At 65.6% G+C, this 18,468-nt stretch carries 16 protein-coding genes; 6 read left to right on the forward strand and 10 right to left on the reverse strand.

Annotation, left to right across the window (positions count from 1 at the left end; genetic code table 11):
- Positions 1-202 precede the first annotated feature (202 nt).
- From V4R08_RS06855 to V4R08_RS06865, 3 genes are all read left to right on the forward strand, one after another.
- Positions 203-2,488, forward strand: coding sequence for a transglycosylase domain-containing protein (locus V4R08_RS06855; protein ID WP_335578658.1), 2,286 nt, complete (start codon positions 203-205; stop codon positions 2,486-2,488).
- Between the two features lie 217 nt (positions 2,489-2,705).
- The gene (locus tag V4R08_RS06860; protein ID WP_335578659.1) at positions 2,706-3,284 is read left to right on the forward strand and encodes a DUF1214 domain-containing protein; all 579 of its coding nucleotides are present in this window, start codon (positions 2,706-2,708) and stop codon (positions 3,282-3,284) included.
- Complete coding sequence (locus V4R08_RS06865) at positions 3,281-3,859, forward strand: DUF1254 domain-containing protein (RefSeq protein WP_335578660.1); 579 nt, start codon at positions 3,281-3,283, stop codon at positions 3,857-3,859. The genes V4R08_RS06860 and V4R08_RS06865 overlap by 4 nt, the downstream gene beginning before the upstream one ends.
- A gap of 9 nt (positions 3,860-3,868) precedes the next feature.
- Here the strand turns inward: V4R08_RS06865 and V4R08_RS06870 are convergent, their stop codons facing one another.
- On the reverse strand, positions 3,869-4,582 hold the full coding sequence (locus tag V4R08_RS06870; protein WP_335578661.1) for a hypothetical protein: 714 nt from the start codon (positions 4,580-4,582) through the stop codon (positions 3,869-3,871).
- Between the two features lie 199 nt (positions 4,583-4,781).
- Entirely contained in the window at positions 4,782-4,982 is a 201-nt protein-coding gene (locus V4R08_RS06875; protein WP_335578662.1) for a hypothetical protein, read from the reverse strand.
- A gap of 139 nt (positions 4,983-5,121) precedes the next feature.
- On the opposite strand from V4R08_RS06875, the gene V4R08_RS06880 reads away from it, so the two are divergent.
- Complete coding sequence (locus V4R08_RS06880; RefSeq protein WP_335578663.1) at positions 5,122-6,087, forward strand: DUF2336 domain-containing protein; 966 nt, start codon at positions 5,122-5,124, stop codon at positions 6,085-6,087.
- A gap of 163 nt (positions 6,088-6,250) precedes the next feature.
- Here V4R08_RS06880 and cckA read toward each other — a convergent pair whose 3' ends face one another.
- The 7 genes from cckA to flgB all read right to left on the reverse strand — a co-directional run bounded on the left by cckA (position 6,251) and on the right by flgB (position 12,482).
- Entirely contained in the window at positions 6,251-8,812 is a 2,562-nt protein-coding gene (gene cckA, locus V4R08_RS06885) for a cell cycle histidine kinase CckA (protein WP_335580203.1), read from the reverse strand.
- A gap of 151 nt (positions 8,813-8,963) precedes the next feature.
- On the reverse strand, positions 8,964-10,043 hold the full coding sequence (flhB, locus tag V4R08_RS06890) for a flagellar biosynthesis protein FlhB (RefSeq protein ID WP_335578664.1): 1,080 nt from the start codon (positions 10,041-10,043) through the stop codon (positions 8,964-8,966).
- Positions 10,044-10,056: 13 nt separating this feature from the next.
- Positions 10,057-10,827 carry a flagellar biosynthetic protein FliR gene (gene fliR / locus V4R08_RS06895; protein ID WP_335578665.1) on the reverse strand — a complete coding sequence of 257 codons (771 nt, stop codon included), beginning with the start codon at positions 10,825-10,827 and terminating at the stop codon, positions 10,057-10,059.
- A 92-nt stretch (positions 10,828-10,919) separates the two neighbouring features.
- On the reverse strand, positions 10,920-11,183 hold the full coding sequence (gene fliQ, locus V4R08_RS06900) for a flagellar biosynthesis protein FliQ (protein WP_335578666.1): 264 nt from the start codon (positions 11,181-11,183) through the stop codon (positions 10,920-10,922).
- A 155-nt stretch (positions 11,184-11,338) separates the two neighbouring features.
- Complete coding sequence (gene fliE / locus V4R08_RS06905; protein WP_335578667.1) at positions 11,339-11,650, reverse strand: flagellar hook-basal body complex protein FliE; 312 nt, start codon at positions 11,648-11,650, stop codon at positions 11,339-11,341.
- A gap of 14 nt (positions 11,651-11,664) precedes the next feature.
- Positions 11,665-12,090, reverse strand: coding sequence for a flagellar basal body rod protein FlgC (gene flgC, locus V4R08_RS06910; protein WP_335578668.1), 426 nt, complete (start codon positions 12,088-12,090; stop codon positions 11,665-11,667).
- Between the two features lie 29 nt (positions 12,091-12,119).
- Positions 12,120-12,482, reverse strand: coding sequence for a flagellar basal body rod protein FlgB (gene flgB, locus V4R08_RS06915; protein WP_442935681.1), 363 nt, complete (start codon positions 12,480-12,482; stop codon positions 12,120-12,122).
- Positions 12,483-12,905: 423 nt separating this feature from the next.
- Between flgB and V4R08_RS06920 the strand changes: the two genes are divergently transcribed.
- The gene (locus V4R08_RS06920; protein WP_335578670.1) at positions 12,906-13,856 is read left to right on the forward strand and encodes a flagellar biosynthetic protein FliO; all 951 of its coding nucleotides are present in this window, start codon (positions 12,906-12,908) and stop codon (positions 13,854-13,856) included.
- On the forward strand, positions 13,853-14,614 hold the full coding sequence (gene fliP, locus V4R08_RS06925; RefSeq protein WP_335578671.1) for a flagellar type III secretion system pore protein FliP: 762 nt from the start codon (positions 13,853-13,855) through the stop codon (positions 14,612-14,614). Before V4R08_RS06920 ends, fliP begins: the two co-directional genes overlap by 4 nt.
- 36 nt (positions 14,615-14,650) lie before the next feature.
- On the opposite strand, the gene V4R08_RS06930 is transcribed toward fliP, so the two are convergent.
- Positions 14,651-18,454 (reverse strand): tetratricopeptide repeat protein, encoded by a 3,804-nt coding sequence (locus tag V4R08_RS06930; RefSeq protein WP_335578672.1) that lies wholly within the window; start codon positions 18,452-18,454, stop codon positions 14,651-14,653.
- Positions 18,455-18,468: the final 14 nt, after the last annotated feature.

The following is an 18,468-nucleotide window of genomic DNA, read 5'->3' on the forward strand; positions in this document are numbered from 1 at the left end:
GGCTGTGCCGGGCTGAAATCGCGGTCGGCCATTGGTTTATCACCCCCGCTCGGATAGAAGGAAACCGGCCTTCCTGAGGATGCCGGACGATGTTCCGCGTCGGTTTTGATGCGCCTTGGGTTTGCCGCAACACTCTTGCATGACGTGCCGACGGCGCCCGGACGGGGCGCTGCCACGCCGCAGATCGGTCACAGGCTCCCCGGTGCGCAACATCCTGCCCTCCGATTGGAAAAAACGAATCCGGCATGTCCTGCTGGACTTCGATGCGCGGATCGATTCGACGCTGTTCTCCTCTGCGGCGGGCGCGCGCGAACTTTACGAGCGCTTCTCCACCTTCATGGACCGCTTCTATGTCGGCCGCTGGAAACGCTGGGTATTCATCGAGCCGTTGTCGGAAGCCGCAACGCTCGGCCTCGGCGGTCTCATCGTCCTGCTGGCGCTGGCGCAGCCGGCGTTTCGCGAAACCGCCGACGAGGACTGGCTGAAGAAGTCCGATCTCGCTGTCACGTTCCTCGACCGCTACGGCAACCCGATCGGCAGCCGAGGCATCAAGCACAATGATTCCGTTCCGCTCGAGGAATTTCCAGATAGCCTGATCAAGGCGACGCTCGCCACCGAGGACCGTCGCTTCTACGATCACTTCGGCATCGACGTCAGCGGCACCTTCCGCGCGCTGGTGACCAACGCGCAGGCCGGCGGCGTGCGCCAGGGCGGATCTTCGATCACCCAGCAACTCGCAAAAAATCTGTTCCTCTCCAACGAGCGCACCTTCGAGCGCAAGATCAACGAGGCTTTTCTCGCGGTCTGGCTGGAAACGCGCCTGACCAAGAACGAAATCCTGAAGCTGTATCTCGACCGCGCCTACATGGGCGGCGGCACCTTCGGCGTCGACGGCGCGGCGCATTTCTACTTCAACAAGTCGGTGCGCGACATCAACCTCGCCGAAGCCGCGATGCTCGCCGGCCTGTTCAAGGCGCCGACCAAATACGCGCCGCACATCAACCTGCCCGCCGCCCGTGCCCGCGCCAACCAGGTGCTCGACAACATGGTCGATGCGGGCTTCATGACCGAGGGCCAGGTGTTCGGCGCGCGGCGCCATCCCGCCACCGCGGTCGACCGCCGCGACGAGAACTCGCCGAACTACTACCTCGACTACGCGTTCGACGAGATGCGCAAGCTGGTCGATACGTTTCCGCGCTCCTATACCGAGCGCGTGTTCGTGGTGCGCACCACCATCGACATGAATGTGCAGCACGCCGCAGAAGAGGCGATCGAGAACCAGTTGCGCCAGTTCGGCCGCGACTATCACGCGACCCAGGCCGCAACCGTGGTCGCGGATCTCGACGGCGGTGTGCGCGCGATGGTCGGCGGCCGCGATTACGGCGCGAGCCAGTTCAATCGCGCGACAGACGCCATGCGCCAGCCCGGATCGTCGTTCAAGCCGTATGTCTACACCACCGCGCTGCTCAACGGCTTCAAGCCGACATCCACGATCGTCGACGGCCCGGTATGCATCGGCAATTGGTGCCCGCAGAACTACGGCCATTCCTACTCCGGCAAAGTGACATTGACCCAGGCGCTGACCCGCTCGATCAATGTCATCCCGGTGAAACTCTCGATCGCGCTCGGAAAAGGCGAGAAAAACCCCGCCAAGGCCGGCCGCGCCAAGATCATCGCGGTGGCCCGCAAGTTCGGCATCGTCACGCCGCTGCCCGATACGCCCTCGCTGCCGATCGGCGCCGATGCGGTGAACCTGCTCGAACACGCAGTCGCCTACGCCGCGTTCCCGAACAAGGGCAAGGCGGTCACGCCGCACGCGATTCTGGAAGTCCGCACCGGCGCCGGCGATCTGGTCTGGCGCTACGACCGCGATGGCCCCAAACCGCGCCAGATCATTCCGCCTTCGGTCGCCGCCGACATGGCGATGATGATGAGCCACGTGGTCAGCGAAGGCACCGCACGCCGCGCCATCCTCGACGGCATTCCGGCGGCGGGCAAGACCGGCACCACCAACGCCTACCGCGACGCCTGGTTCGTCGGCTACACCGGCAACTTCGTGTGCGGAGTCTGGTACGGCAACGACGACTACTCCCCGACCAACCGCCTGACCGGCGGCGCGCTGCCTGCCCAGACCTGGCACGACATCATGACCGCCGCGCATCGCGGCGTCGAAATCAAGGACATTGCCGGTGTTGCGGCGCCGGCGAAACCGACCGCTGCCGCCGCCAAAATCGCGGGCGGCGAAGACAACGCAAATCCCGCGCCGCCGCCCATCCTGACCAAGCGCGGCGCCGAGATCCTGGTGCGCGTGGAAAAGATGCTGGATGAAGCAGGCAAGACGATCGGAAAAACCTCGGCCGTCGAACCGGTCAATTCGGCTCCCTCCGGCGCGCCTCGCCCCGTTTCGAGCGGCGCCGCGACTTTCCCCGACAACTTCGCGGCCGCGACGTCCGGCGACCGGGCAACGCCGGCACCTCCCAAGAACTAGTGGTCCGATTCCAACATTCGCATTACAGATGCGTGGCGGAACCGAATGGCGAATATCGAATGAAGCCACGTCACCGGGTCTGCGTCTGTCGCGAGTTTGCGCCAGAGACTTCAAATCGAAAGCGGCACTAAATATTACAGCGTTCCTTTGATTCCGCAGTTCGTATCAAAGGGGTACAGCGATTGTTTGCGAGCCTCGAAAACCGGAGCGCCGACCCGTGCGGCTGATTTTCATCATTTTTCTGGGGCTCGGTCTCGCCACCGCGGTCGGCCTCGGAGCCACTTGGTACACCACGACGCGCGGCACCGATTTCGGCACGCTGACCATCGGCGCGTGGACAGCGCGGCCAAGGACCGGATCCGCCGACATCGACCCCTATTCGCGCGCCACCATCGCGCGCAGCGGCGAGTTGCCGATCGCAGCCGGCGACGGCATTGCATTTCTCGCCACCGTCGATGACAGCAAGCGGCGGCTCGACGGCCGCTGCGACGTCATCGTCAGCGGCGTTACACCGGCGGCGCGGTTCTGGACACTGACGCTCTACGACCGCAAGGGCCACCTGGTGGCGAATTCGCTGCAACGCTACGGCTTCACCAGCGAGGAGATCGTCCGGAATTCCGACGGCTCGTTCGCGGTGCACGTGGCATCTCGCGCGCGCGCCGGCAACTGGCTGCCGACCGGTGGCATCGAGCGCTATGTGCTGATGCTCCGGCTCTATGACACGCCCGTCGGGGTCGCGACGCGGACCCAGCGCGACGCGCCGATGCCCTCCATCGCGACCGGAGGGTGCTCATGATCCGCGTGCTGTTTGCGATCGTCGGCGGTATCCTGCTCGGCGGGGTCGTGCATCTCGTCAGCGTGCTGGCGCTGCCGCGGATTGCCTCGCAAGACGCCTATTCGCGGCTGACGGCGATCACCACGCCGAACGCGGTGACGCCGCTGCCGCTGGCCGATCCCGGCCACTCGCCGATGCCGTTCATGGACCCGGCGTTTGCCGTCGCGGTCTGCCGCTACGACCTGTCGGGCGGATCGATCAAGCTGACGGTGCCGGTGAGCCAAGCCTACACGTCGGTGTCGTTCTATACCCCCAGCGATGTCGCCTATTACGCGATCAACGACCGTTCCGCCGGACGCAAGGTGATCGAGCTCCACCTGATGACCGAGGCGCAGCACGCGGAACTGCCCGAGGAAGAAGACGTGACGGCGGCGGACCGCCTCATCATCGACTCCCCCTCGACGACGGGGCTGATCGTTCTGAAGGCGCTGGCGCCGGAGCCGGGCATGATGGAGCAGGCGAAAGCCTCGCTCGCCGCCGCAAAGTGCCGGCTGCAGACCGAGCCGCCGATGGTGAAGCCCGAGGCGAAGCGATAACCGAAGTCGCTACCCGCGCGTGCGCAGAGCGCGTCCGATCACGGGCGCAGCGGCGACCGGGGGATTGGCGGTCAGCGCCGCAAGTTGTCCGATCAGGCGATCGGCATCGGCCGCCATGTTGTCCGGCGCCTGAACCACCAGATGCTCGAGCGCCCAGCGATAGGACGCGATCCGCTGCTCAAGGCACTGCTGCACCCACTGCACGACCAAAGTGTTCTCTTCCATGCGCGCAACGGCATCCGCGCGCTCGCGCGGCGACAGGTCGGAGACGAACTTCAGGCTGGCGTTGCGCTTGCTATCGAGATCGAAGACCTGCCTGGCGGTGTTGAAAAACGGATCGAACCGGGTGAGGTCGTCGCGGACGTCGTCGATCAGTTGCGCATAGCGCGAGGCGTCGGAGCGGTGCGGCTCATCGATGAGCAGGCGGCCGTAGGCTGAGCGATCGAACACAGGCTTTTGCCGCCACGGCGGAGAAAACGGCTTGTAGTCGCCGAACACGCTCTTCCAGGCCGGCCGCGAATGCGGCGGCTCGATCAGCGGATAGGCGAGATCGCGCAACAGCCGCTCGTTGTCGGTCAACTGGAATCGCGACGAATGCAGGCCGATGCTGCCGGTGGCCTCAGCGCCCATCCAGCGGTGCATGTCGTCGTTACGGGCATCCTGACGGACGCGGCCGAAGTCGCCGCCGCTGCATGCGGCAAGCGTGGCGCCGAGCAGGATCACGGAAACAAGCGACGAAACAAGCGACGAAAGGCGCGAACGGCCCGGCCCGGCTGGCGTCGCTGGAGCCGTTCCGGCTTTGATGGAATCAAAGCCAGGCTCCGGCCTTTTGATTTGACGCGTTTTCTTGACGCGAACCGGTATCCGCTTCGCTCGAAAACGCTCCAGCGGCTTCTCCGGCATCGACGTGTATCCGAAAAAATCAGGAGCGAGCGCGGCGGCGGCGACGGCTGGGGGCCGTGCCCTCCTCGGGACCGCTCCCACCGCCGGTTTCGTCGGTCTCGCGGTCGATGCGGATGACCGGCAGGATCACGACCGTTCCCATCCCGTGATGCGGAGAGCGATCCATCGTTGATCCCGGCCGCGAGGCCGCATCTGCCGGAAACGCAATAACGGTGCCCATGCCCAGTCTCTCCTCGCCCCCGGCGCCGTCCTGAATTCGGCGGCGACGCGCCGGGATTTAGAACCCGGCATGGTTAACGGCCTGTTAAAGCAGGCGCGCTAGGTTGAGGACGAGCAGTTCTCCGCAAGCGTATGCCGACATGATCGCACCTCCGATGTTTCCCGGCTTCGACGGGTTGTTGACACTGTCCCGCCGGGACGGCGTGGACATCCGTCCGACCCTGCTGCGGGTACTGACCGATCTTTACGTGCAGACCAGCACGCACTCCCCCGAAGAGGAGCAACACTTCGTCGAACTCACCACGCGCCTGATCGATCAGGTCGACGATGCCACCCGCGCCGCGGTGCGCGCCCGCCTGTCGATCTATCCACGCACCCCGGCGGCGATCATGAGCAAGCTGCGGCTTCACCCGGCCGCCGCCCGCCCGCGCGCCAGCAGCACCGCGCCGCCGTCGCCGCCCGCGCCGCCAGCCGCGGAAGCGACGCCCCACACCGCCGTAGTGCTGCCCATGAAGTCGCGCGACGCCGCCGAAATCAGCGAGATGTTCTTCAGTGCAAACGCCAGGGATCGCGCCTTGATCCTGCACAATCTGGAGACAGCGCCGCTGCGGCCCTCGCCGCACACCCATCCGTCTCGAGCCGCTCGCGCGATCGAGACCCTTCACATGGCCGCGTTCGCGGCCGACGTCGATAACTTTACGACCGAACTCGGCGAGACGCTGATCCTGCCCGCTCGCGTCGCCGAGCGGGTGGTGAAAGATCCGGGCGGAGAGCCGCTGGCCTGCGCCGCCAAGGCCATCGGCATGCCTTCGAGAATCTTTCAGCAGGTTTTGCTGTTTCTCGATCCGGCCATTGGCACATCCGTCGTCGCGGTGTACCGGCTCTCGCGGCTCTACGACAGGCTGAACGAACGCTCGGCCCGGATCATGCTGGCGGCCTGGCGCGGAGCGACGATGACGGAGGCGCGGGCCAAATATCGTCCCACTCTTTACGACGACGAACGCCATCGCATCCGATCGGCACCGGCGCACACCCGTCCTGGCGTTGCCCAGCCCGGCGCGGCGGTCGTCACGCGCGGGACCGGACGCGACCCTTCCGGCGGTTAGCACGCGGCTAAAAAATCCTTTTTCGTCATTCCGGGGCGGCGCGAAGCGCCGCGTCCGGAATCCATAACCCCTGCCTTCCGATATCATTCACGCGGGGGTTATGGATTCCCGACAGCCGCCGACGCGGCTTCGGGAATGACAACAAGAGTATCTCGAATTGCCCTCAAGACAGCGCCATCGTCTCCTTGACCTTGGCGATCAGCGCGCTGAGCGCGAACGGCTTGGCAAGGAAGGCGAACTGTTCGTTCTCCGGCAGACTCTTGTCGAACGCTTCTTCGGCGTAGCCAGACACGAAGATGATCTTGAGGTCGGGATTGCGCACGCGCATTTCCCGCAACAGGGTCGGCCCGTCCATTTCCGGCATCACGACATCGGAGACGACGAGGTCGACCGCGCCGTCCTTCTCGTCGAGCGCTTCCAGCGCCTCGATGCCGTTGGAAGCCTCGATCACGCTGTAGCCGCGCGAGCGAAGCCCGCGTGCGTTGAGCGAACGCAGTCCCTCCTCGTCCTCCACCAGCAGGATGGTGCCATGTCCGGTGAGGTCGGTGCTCGCCGGCTTGGGCGCGCCCGCCGGCTCCTTGCCCGCGCCGTTGACGGTGGCCTGCGCCGGCTGCGCCTCGACCTCCGGATGATGGCGCGGCAGGAAGATGCGGAACGTCGTGCCCTCGCCCGCTTTGGAATCGACGTAGATGAAGCCGCCGGTCTGCTTGACGATGCCGTAGACCGTGGACAGGCCGAGCCCGGTCCCCTTGCCGACCTCCTTGGTCGAAAAGAACGGCTCGAAGATCTTGTCGACGATGTCGGGCGGAATGCCGGTGCCGGTGTCGCTGACATCGACCAGCACGTAGTCGGCGGTCGGTATTCCCTTGTAGGCGAACGTCGCGACCTCCGCCGCCGCAACGTTGGCGGTGCGGATCGCGAGCTTGCCGCCGTTCGGCATGGCGTCGCGCGCATTGACCACGAGATTGACGATCACCTGCTCGAACTGCGAGACGTCGGCCTTGACCGGCCACAGGTCGCGCCCATGCACGACGCCGGGGAAGGTGACCTTCTCGCCGATCAGGCGCTTCAGCAGCATGCCGATGTCGCTCAGGGTGTCGCCGAGATCGAGCACCTTCGGCTGCAGAGTCTGCCGCCGCGAGAACGCCAGCAGTTGCCGCACCAGCGCGGCGGCGCGGTTGGCGTTCTGCTTGATCTGCATGATGTCCTGGAACGACGGATCGGTCGGCTTGTGCGCGTTCAGCAGGAAGTCGTTCGCCATCATGATCGCCGACAGCACGTTGTTGAAATCGTGCGCGATGCCGCCGGCGAGCTGGCCGACCGATTCCATCTTCTGCGACTGATTGATCTGGTTTTCGAGCGTGCGCCGCTCGGTCGTTTCCAGCATGTACACGATCGCGGCTTCCGCGTCGCGATCGTCGTCCCCCACCACCGCGGTGACGAAAAACTGTCCCCAGCGCTCGCGCGCGCCGCTCAACATCGCCTCGACCGGCGGAATATCGCCCTGCCCGTCCGCCGCGGCATGGATGGCCGCGCTCAACTGGCCCCGATCGCGTTCGTTGACCGCCGCGAGAATCGACTTGGCGGCGGCGCCGTCCGGACTGAGGCTTTGCGCAAGTTTCGCGAACCGCGCGTTGGCGCGACCGACAGTACCGGATTTGTCGACCGTGGCGATCGCCATCGGCGTATGATCGAAAAAGCGCATGAAGCGGACTTCGGCGGCGCGCTGCGGATCGACGGCCTCGTCGCGGGCGCGGTTGATCACCAGCGTCCGCGAGGGACCGGGTACACCGTCGGCGCCGAATGCCAGCTTGTGATACAAGCGCGCCGGCATTGTCTTGCCGTTGCGCATCCGCAGATCGATGTCGAAGACCTCGGTCCGGACTTCGCCGGGCGCAGCAACGATCGACGTCAGCAAAGCCGCGCCGTCGCCGGAGACGACGTCGGTGAGTTTCAGGCCGCCCGAGCCGATCTCCGCGAGATCGTGATCCAGCCAGTTGGCGAGCGTGGCGTTGACGTAGGCGAGATCGCCCGACTGGTTGACCGAGAAGAAGCCGCACGGCGCATGATCGAGATATTCGATCGCATGGCGCAGTTCCTGGAACACGTCTTCCTGCCGGTCGCGGTCGCGGGTGACGTCGGCGATCGACCACACGGCGTATCTGGATTGCCGCTTCGCCTGGCCGAGCGGGCGGACCCGCATCCGCAGCCAGCGGCCGTGCGCGCCGTCGGCGGCGGCGACGCGCACCTCTTCCTGCTGGCGCTTGCCTTCGCGCGCGGCCTTCAGCAGGCGGAACACCGCCTCGGAGACGTCGGGATTGCCGATGAACACGCGCTCCACCGGCCGCACGTCCTGCATCGAAGTGGCGCCGGTCAGGGTGAGATAAGCGGAGTTGGCATAAACGATGTGGCCGCCGGAATCGGTGACGGCGATGCCGTCGAACGCGTGATCGGCGATCGGGCGCATCAACGGATCATCGGCGGTGCGGTCGGCGAAGCGGACGATTCCGGCCGCAAATGCGAACAGCGTGAACAGCCCGACCATTGCGAGCAAGGCCAGCAGCGCCAGAATATAAGGCTGGGCGTTGGCACGCCCGAGCGTCATGAATGCCACGGCGGCCGCGACGATCGCGCCCGCGACCAGCAGTACCAGCAGGATGCTGCCGCTCCGCCGCGCCGGCTCTTGCGCCACCTTCGGCGAATCGATGTCGGGATCGGACGTCATGGAATCCGGCGGGGCCTGTCGCAGCGGGCGCGGAATGCGCGGGCGCCAGTTCCTGAGTGCCTGAATCGGGCCCGCCAGCGCAAGCACCTCATGGGCTCGTTTCCCGCCTTTTTCCCCCATCCGGATAGTCTTCCCGATACCCCGGCCGGCGTCAGACACGGCGCCCCGAAAGGCCGCCCTTCAGGCCCATGACGTAGCCGATGATTTCGGCGACCGCATGATAGTGTTCCACCGGGATCTCATCGTCGATCTCGACGGTGGCATGCAGCGCGCGGGCCAGCGGCACGTTTTCGACGATCGGAATGTCATGCTTGCGGGCGACCTCCCTGATCTTGAGCGCGATGTTGTCCACGCCCTTGGCCACGCAGACCGGAGCCGACATGCCGCGCTCGTAGGACAAGGCGACCGAATAGTGCGTCGGATTGGTGATGATGACCGAGGCCTTGGGCACCGCGGCCATCATCCGCTTCTTCATCCGGGCATGGCGCAATTGCCTGATCCGGGCCTTGATGTGCGGATCGCCTTCCGACTGCTTGAACTCCTCCTTCATCTCCCGCAGCGACATCTTCTGCCGTTCGAACCATTGCCGGTACTGAAACAGGTAGTCTGCGATCGCGACCAGCGCGAGCATCGCAACAACCGCACCGAGCAATCGCAGCGTCAGGGTCGTGGTGGTGGAGAGAATGGCGTTCGGATCGAGCCGCACCAAGACATCGAGCCGCGAGCGCTCCGGCCAGAGCACCGCCGTCATGACCGCACCGAGCGCCAGCACCTTGAAAAGTCCCTTGGCGAAGTTTGCAGCGGCCTGCTTGCCGAAAATCCGCTTGGCGCCGGACGCCACTGAAATCTTGCTGAGCTTCGGCTTGAGCGTTTCCCCCGACCAGACGAAGCGGTGCTGGACGACATTGCCGGCAATGGCGGCCAGCATCAGCATCAGCAGCGGCAGGCCGAGCGCGGCGGCGATGACGTATTCGATCTGCTTGGCCAGCGCCAAAAGGCCGGGTCCGTCGGTCCGGATCTGCCAGGAATTGGCGATCAGGTTGCGCAGCGGCATCTCGACGCCGCCTCCGACCGAGCTTCCAAACGTCGCCAGCACCAGCGTCGCACCGGCGATCACGAACCAGGTGTTGACCTCCTGGCTTTTGGCGACATCACCGCGCTCAAGCGCATCGTCGAGGCGTTTTTGCGTCGGGTCTTCTGACTTTTCGGTATCGTCGCTCTCGTCGGCCATCGTCGCGGCGTCCTCAGTTCAGCGGCGTCAGGTCGTGCATCACGCCGATAAAGTAATCCATGTAGGTTCCCATCATGGATGCCAGCACGGCGGCGAGGATCACGAAGCCTATGAATATCGAGAGCGGCACGCCGACAAAATAGACCTGCATCTGCGGCATCAGCCGCGCCAGCACGCCAAGCCCGATATTGAAGACCAGCCCGAATACCAGAAACGGCGCCGACAGTTGCAGGCCGATCTTGAAAGCGGCGGCGAAGGCGCGCGTCGCCAGCGCCGCCACGTCGCCGCTCGGCATCAGTTCGCCTGGCGAGAAAATCTTGTAGCTGTCATTCAGCGCGGCGATGACCAGATAGTGCGTGTCGGTCGCAAATAGCAGCGCGATGCCCAGAATGGTCAGGAAGTTGCCCATCAGCGCGCCTTGCTCGCCCTGGGTCGGATCCACCGATGTGACGAATCCAAGCCCGAGTTGCTGTGCGATGATCGAGCCTGCCACGCTCAAGGCCGCGAGCGTGACGCGCGCGGTGGCGCCCAGCACCACGCCGATGATGATCTCATGCACCATCATGACCACCAGCGGCGCGACCGACTGCATGTCGACGTGATAGGCCGCACGATGCAGCGGCAGAATGATGAGGGTCAGAATCAGCGCGATGGCGAGCTTGACCCGCACCGGAATGAAGACCTCGCCGAACCCCGGCAACAGCATCACCATCGCGCCGATGCGGGCAAACACCAGCATGAAGGCGGCGCCAAGAGCGGGCAGAAGCGAGATATCGATATGCATGATACCCTGGCGGTCCGATTACAGCATTGGCGTCCGGAGCCTGCCGCCAGGTGAATCCTCGAATATCACACTCGCTCCACCAGCCTTGTGCATCAACCGCCGATGATTCGCGATGAAATCCGCATCATTTCGGCGTGCAGCGCATCGGCCATGAACGGCAGCGCCAGCACCAGCGTCACGAAGATCGCGAGAATCTTCGGCACGAACACCAGCGTCTGCTCCTGGATCTGGGTCAATGCCTGCACCAGCGAAATGGCGACGCCGACGACGAGGCCTGCGCCCAGCAGCGGTCCTGAGACCAGAACGATAGTCCAGATCGCGTCGCGCGCGACATCCAGTGTTTCAGCGCCGGTCATTTTATATCCTTGTCCTTGTAGCCTGTTTCGTTGGACGTCATTGCGAGGAGCTCAGGGCGACGCGGAGCGTCGTCCCGATAGCGACAAAGCAATCCAGGTTGTTCAGACGGCCTTCCGGATGTCTTCGCGGAGCTCGCCATGACGGGGCATATCGATCAGATCGGCATCTTCATGATGTCTTCGTAGGACTGGATGACGCGGTCGCGCACCGACACCAGCGTCGACACCGCGACGTCGGTATCAGCCACCGCCGTCACCACATCCATCACATTGGCCTTGCCCGACGCCATCGCCACGGTCTGCGCATCGGACTTCCGCCCGGCTTCCATCACGCTGCCGAGCGCATCCTTCAGCACCGAACTGAACGACGGGCCGCCGCCCTCCGACGCTTTGCCGGCGGCGGCGCCGGAATCCATCATCTTCGCGAGGCTCGCATAGGCGTTTGCTGCGACTGTGGGCGATGCCATGGTCAGGTCTCCGATCAGGACTTGAGAATATCGAGCGTGCGCTGGATCATCCGGCGCGTTGCGCTGATGATGTTGAGGTTCGCCTCGTAGGACCGCTGCGCGTCGCGCATGTCGGTCATTTCGACCAGCGAATTGACGTTGGGATATTTGACGTTGCCGCTGGCGTCGGCCGCCGGATTGCCCGGTTCGTGCTTGATGCGGAACGTCGACATGTCGGGTTTCACCCGGCCGATCGTCACCACCTTCGCATCGAGCGAGCGATCGAGGGCCGATGAAAACGTCGGCACCTTGCGGCGGTAGGGATCGCCGCCCGGCGTCTGCGCGGTGGAGTCGGCGTTGGCGATGTTTTCCGAGATCACCCGCATCCGCCCGGCCTGCGCCCGCAGACCGGAGGTCGCGATGCCCATCGATCGCATGAAGTCGGCGCCGTTGTCTGCCATGCTGCGGTCTCCTTCCGTTCAGTCCTGCGTCACGCCTTGCCGACAGCCATCTTCAGCAGATGCAGGCTTTTGCTGTAGAGCGAGGTCGCGGCGGCGTAGTCCATCTGGTTAGCCGACACCTTGAGCATCTGATCCTCAAGGTTGACCGCGTTCCCTGCGGGACGGGTCTGAAAGCCGGCATGGCGATTCTGGTCGAAGTTGGAGGCCGGGCCGGAACCGGCGAGGTTCTGGCCCGACGTGGTGTGCATCATCGCCAGTGTCGCGCCGACCGAGGCATTGCCGCCCTGCGCGTCGAACTTCGGCTCCACGAGATCGCGCGGCTTGAAGTTCGGCGTGTCGGAGTTGGCGATGTTTTCGGCGAGAACGCGCTGGCGCTCCTGATGCCACTGCATCCGGGTGCGGAGCGCCGCGAGCGCGGAAATATCGGGGATGGGCACGGCGGGTCTCCGTTCCACCTCGGGGCGACGCGCCGCTGAGGTAGGCAGAATTTGCCGGCTATATGGTTAACGGCAGGTTAAGAACCACGCGGTGCGATCCGGACAGAGCCGGCGCCCTCGCGAGACATGACGTGCTCGATCCCGCGCCGAGCCTACTTTTGCCACGAATGCTACGTTAACCACCTGCATTAACCGGAACCTCCGACGCTCAGAAGTTGTTTTGGTCTGGTCGATTCATAGGTTATTAAGACTAACAGCGGCAGCTTTTGCCGGACGGGGTTAACAGATAGGGCCAAGGCTCGGTCGTCGTGGGAGGATGCCGGAAGGCATTCGACGATCCGAAGCTGAAATAAAGGCGCTTTCTGTCAGGGACACGACATGCAGGCAGTCACATTCGTCATCGCATTTATTGTGGTCCTGGCGCTGATCGCCGGGTCCGCCTGGCTGGTGCGGCGATTCGCGGGAAACCGTCTCGGCGCCACCGCCAATCGCGGACGGATGCCCCGTCTGGCGGTGATCGACGCCGCCGCCGTCGATGGACGCCGACGGCTGGTTCTGGTCCGCCGCGACAATGTCGAGCACCTGTTGATGATCGGCGGCCCGTCCGACATCGTCGTGGAGTCCAACATCGTCCGCGCCACGCCCGGACGCGATCAGATACCGCAGCGTCCGTCATCCGGCAGCGAGCAGCCGCCGCCGCGCCTACCGCCGCTGGCCGAAACCGGCTGGACGGAATCCGACAGCCCCCATTCCGATCCGCTCGATCATCCCGAACCTCGGATGCCGGAGCCGCCGCGACCGGTCCGCCCTCCTTCCTTCGCCGCCGATGCCGTGCGCCGTCCGGCCGCGGCCGAGCGCCGCAGCGATCCCCTGGCGGGCTTCACGCCCGAACCCATGAGCCGGACCGACATTCGCGGCACCCGTCCGGCGCGCAGCGAGCCGGCGATGCCGCCGCGGCCGCCCGTTCGTCCGGTCGAACCAGCGCTCGCATCGCCTCCGCGCGCGGCCGAGCGGCCGGCGTCCCCGCCGCCCGTGCCGACGCCCGCCGCACCGCCTGCGCCCAACGCGGATCAAAATCTCGCCGAGATGGCGCAACGTCTCGAGGCCGCACTCCGCCGTCCGACCGGCGACAGCAAGCAGGCAGCCGCGCCGCCGGCCGCCCCCGAGCCGCCGCCCCGTCCGCGGAGCGAGGAAACGTCGGCCGCCCCCCCACCGCGCAACGAGGCATCGGTGGCGCCGCCGGTCGCGCCGCCCGGCCCCAAATCCGGGTTCGAGCACCTTGAAGACGAGATGGCGTCCCTGCTCGGACGCCCGAAGTCGCCTTCGTGAGCCCGGCGGCCCACCCGCGTAGAGTTTTATTCCTTCTCGTTCTGATAGCCGTCGGGTCGCTCGCCGATCCGGCATTCGCGCAGGATATCAGCATCAACCTCGGCGGTGCCGGCGCCGGCAACGGCGGCGTGACCGAACGCGCGATCCAGTTGATTGCGCTCCTCACGGTGCTGTCGATCGCGCCGTCGATCCTGATCATGATGACGTCGTTCACGCGCATCGTGGTGGTGCTGTCGCTGCTGCGCACCGCGCTCGGCACCGCGACCGCGCCGCCCAACTCCGTCATCATCGCGCTTGCGATGTTCCTCACCGCCTTCGTGATGGGACCGACGCTGCAGAAATCCTACGACGACGGCATCAAGCCGCTGGTCGCCAACCAGATCACCGTCGAGGAGGCGTTGCAGCGCGCGTCGGTTCCGCTGCGCGGCTTCATGCAGAAGAACGTGCGCGAGCAGGATCTCAAGCTGTTCATCGACCTGTCCGGCGAGCCGCCGCCGGCGACGCCGGCGGACCTGTCGCTGCGCATCCTGATGCCGGCCTTCATGATCTCGGAACTGAAGCGCGCCTTCGAGATCGGATTCCTGTTGTTTCTGCCGTTCCTCATCATCGACCTCGTGGTGGCATCGGTTTTGATGTCGATGGGCATGATGATGCTGCCGCCGGTCGTGGTGTCGCTGCCGTTCAAGCTGATCTTCTTCGTGCTGGTGGACGGCTGGTCGCTGGTAGCGGGCAGCCTGGTGCAAAGCTACGGGACTTGAGAACAGCGCGTCCCGGCTCCGCGCAGCCACATCCTGTCAGCGCGACGCCTCGACCTGCTTCAGTCCGACGATCTGCGGCAACGCGCCCGTGGGAGCGGGATCCGCCCTCGCCGCTTCCGGCGGCGGCGGTGCCCTCGCCGTCATGTCGGGAAAGCGCGATTTCATCTCACGCAGGAAACCGTCGAGCGTATCGACCTTCGCCGCCATTTTGGCGATCTGCTCGAACTCGGCGCTGTTATCCGACGCAGGCTTGCTTGCGGTATCGAACGCGAGCTTGTCGGCGGTGCCGCTCATCAGCGGCGCATATTTTTCGCGGAAGCGCGCAAGCCCCAGCGTGTCCTCGGCGAGCGCATAACCGATCACGGCGCGGATGATGTCGCTCTTCTCGTTCGAGGTGAGCGGTTTGAAATCGCGCCAGCGCTCGCCATAGTAGAGTTCGATCTGCTCCGACGCCTCGCGCCAGCGCCGCGACGCCCAGTAGATATCCGAGCGCAGGCGGATCGCCTCGCGCCCGGTGAGGTTGGAGATGATGTCGAGGGCGAGATCGCGGCGGCCGATGTCGCTCTCCGCACGCGCCTCGAGCAGCAGGCGCTGCTGGCGTAATTCGCCGGCGAGGTCGGCGATCCGCGTCGTGCGAAGTGCGGCTATCGCACGGTCCGGCTTGCGATTCATCAGATAGACCATCGCAAGCTTTGCTGCGACCTGCGCCCGCGCCGCGCCCTCCAGCCGATGATCGACCTGGTATTGCAGGAGGTCGCCGGCCTGACCGAGCAGATCGACGCCGACCAGGCGATCGGCGAGGCGGCGGATCATCTCGTCGCCGCGGCGGCCGATCGGCGTCAGATCGCGATAGTCATAGAACATCGCCAGCGCATCGATCGGCGGAAGGTTGTCTCCCTTGGTGGTGAGAAAGAGCTGGGCGAACAGCGCCGACGCGTCGTCCTGCATCTGGCGCGACACCGCGGAGTCCGGTTCCAGCCTGGTGGCGGTCCTTGAGACCGCCAGCGCTTCGGCATAGCGGCCGGCGTCGGTGTAGAGCGCCATCAGCATTTTCAGCGTCTGCACCTCCAGCCGGTCGCCGCGCCACATTACCGACAGCGTTTCGAGATCGCGCAACGCGTCTTCCGGCTTGATCTCGTTGCGCTTCTGTCGCAACGCGATGTCGTGAATCTGCGCCTCAGTCGCGGCTTCACGGTCCGGCGAGACCATCGCCTCCTTGTATTGGGCAAGCGCGTCCTTGTCGCGCCCGAGCGCTTCCGACAGCCGGCCGCGCATGACCGTGATGGCGGGCTTCATCTCGTCGGGAACGCCGATGACGTCGAGATCGCCGCTGCGCGCCGCGACGCCGGAATAATCCCCGACCTCGAGCGACGCCCGCATCGCAGCGGCGACGATCAAGCGCTGCAAATCAATCGGCAACGCGGAGATAGCGAACTGGGCGTTCTTGAACTTCTCCCGCGCCTCGGCCCACTTGTGCTGCCGCGCCAGCGCCAGCGCCTTCCAGAGCTGGGAATCGTAGTTGGCGCCGATCACCGGATTGGCGAGATCCCGCATTGCCGCCGCCGTATAATTCGTCAGCGAACTGGCAACCGAGTGAACGATCAGCAGGACCGGATCTTCCTGTCCGGGATTCTGTTCGGACAGCGCAAGGTCGAGAACCGCCTTGGCTTCATGATAGAAGCCGCGCGCCATGTAGAACCGGGCGAGATCGATCCGCGCCGCGGTCCGCGCGTCGTCGTCACCCGCCGTCGACGCCGCATCGACCAGCTTGTCGAGCCGCGGGAAGAAATTCGCCTCGCTGTCCTTCCGCCACTCCTCGACATCGAAGATCGGCCGTGCCGCGGTCGCACCGCGCTCGGGACCAGCGTTGGCCGCCGACAAAGTGAGACCGCCGGGCCGGGTCACCGTAACCTTGTCGGGCGCGATCTCGACGGCGAGGTCGTCGGACTTCGGCCCGATCACCACACCATGGGTCGACTCGCGCAGCGAGAACTCCACAAACTCCTGATGCCTGACAACGCCCTGCGCCGGCGGAAGCGCGGTGACGACCATCAGGACGCCACCCGAGTCGGGATCGACGATCCGGTGCAGCCTGCCGGTGCCCGCGAGCGGTATGGTGACGCTCGCATGGGTGCGATCGACGACATTCCGCTGCGCGGTCAGCGCCCGCGACGGCTTCTGCACAGTATCGGCGAACGTCACCACCCAGCGCCTGCCCGGCGCGACGGGTGCCGAGCCGTCGGGATCGCCGACCGAGATCGAGGCCAGTTGCGGACGGGTCAGGCGGATGCGGATCGCCTGCCCGTTGTCCACGGGGCGGCGGTCGACATCGGTGATGAGCGATCCGCCCTCCTTCCGGATCGCACTGATGTCGATTGGTTTCTTCGAGTCGAACACCAGCCACACCGTATCGGCCCGGCGAAACAGCGCCGCCGGCGTCGGCTGGCTGAAGCCGAACGTCAGGCGCAGGCCGTCGCTGCGCCTGACCGCGTTGAGGGTCACCGCGTCATTCGCGACCCCGGCCGCCGATGGCACCGGCGACGCCGCAGGTTTTGATGCCGCGACCTTTGCGGGCTCCCGCTTGACGGGACTATCCCCCGCCGGCGCACCCTTTGCCGGTATCGCCTGTGAAGTGGCGACCTTCGGCATTGGTGCGGGCGGCATTGGCGCGGGCGGCGCTTCGGCGGCGGCCGGCTTTTCGGCCGCAGCCTGAACCGCCGCAACGGGTGCGGCAATGGCCGGAGCAGGTTCGGATGCTTTCGCCGCCGGCGCCGATTTGCCGCGAGGCGATTTGCCATTAGGCGATTTGACCTCGGATGCGGCAGGCTTGACCGTCAGTCCGGCCTGCTCGGCAATCGTCTGCGAGGTCGGCGGCGGAATCCCGGCGGGCTTGCCGGGCGCGGCCGCGGCGCTGGCCTGCTTGCCCGCCTCCGGTTTTGCCGGCCGCGCTTCGGACGATGCGAGCGGCACCGGCAACACCGGCTGCTTGTCGGCCTGCCGGAAGCCGATATCGACGATGTAGTTCTTCTCCTCGCGGAACGAATGCACATCGACATCGCCGATCAGTTTTATATCGATCCGCGAGCCGTCGCCATCGACCTTCTGCGCGATCGAGGCGACGTTGGCCGGGGCCACCAGTTTCGCGTCGGCGAGGTCGAACGTCAGCGCCGGCTTGAACAACAGCGCGAGCTTCTGCTCGTTGAGAACGGAAGACACGCTGGCGCCGTCCGGCAGTTCGATAACGTAGCGCACGAAGGTCGGCTGCACCGAGGCGCGCACGCGGACCGGCGGACGCTTCTTCGCCGCTTCCAAGGTACGCTGTTCGCGCAAGGCGCGCTCCGCGGCGCGGGCGCGCTCCGCCAGTTCGCGAACCACCTCCTGCGGCAATCCCGGCGGTGGCCCCTTCCAGCCGTCGGGCATCAGATCGATGAACACGCGCTCGCCGGCCGTCATCGTGTTGACGGTGACCTTGCGCGCCAGCGCCAGACGAATGGCCGAACCGTCGGGATCGCGGCGCGCCGAGCCGACATAGTCCGGCACCGCGTCCGAGAGCTTGTCGACGGGAATATCGACCGGCCGCTTGAAGTGGATTACAAGGATGGTACCCGCGACCGTCACTTCGGAATCGACGTCGCCGTCGAGCTTGAGCACGAGACGGGCAAAACCATTCGCCGCCGCAAAGCTCGCCTCGCCCTTGACGGCCTGCGCGCGGCTGGCATCGGGAAACGCCACAGCGAGCAGCAGCAGCGCCGTTGCGAGCGCCGGAATACGGTCGCGCCAAAGCCGGCGCGCGCGGGCGCGCGCTTGCGACCAACATCCAGCGGCAGTCGTCCACGCCATTCCGACCGTCTCTC

Source organism: Nitrobacter sp. NHB1 (assembly GCF_036964665.1).
Lineage (GTDB): Bacteria > Pseudomonadota > Alphaproteobacteria > Rhizobiales > Xanthobacteraceae > Nitrobacter.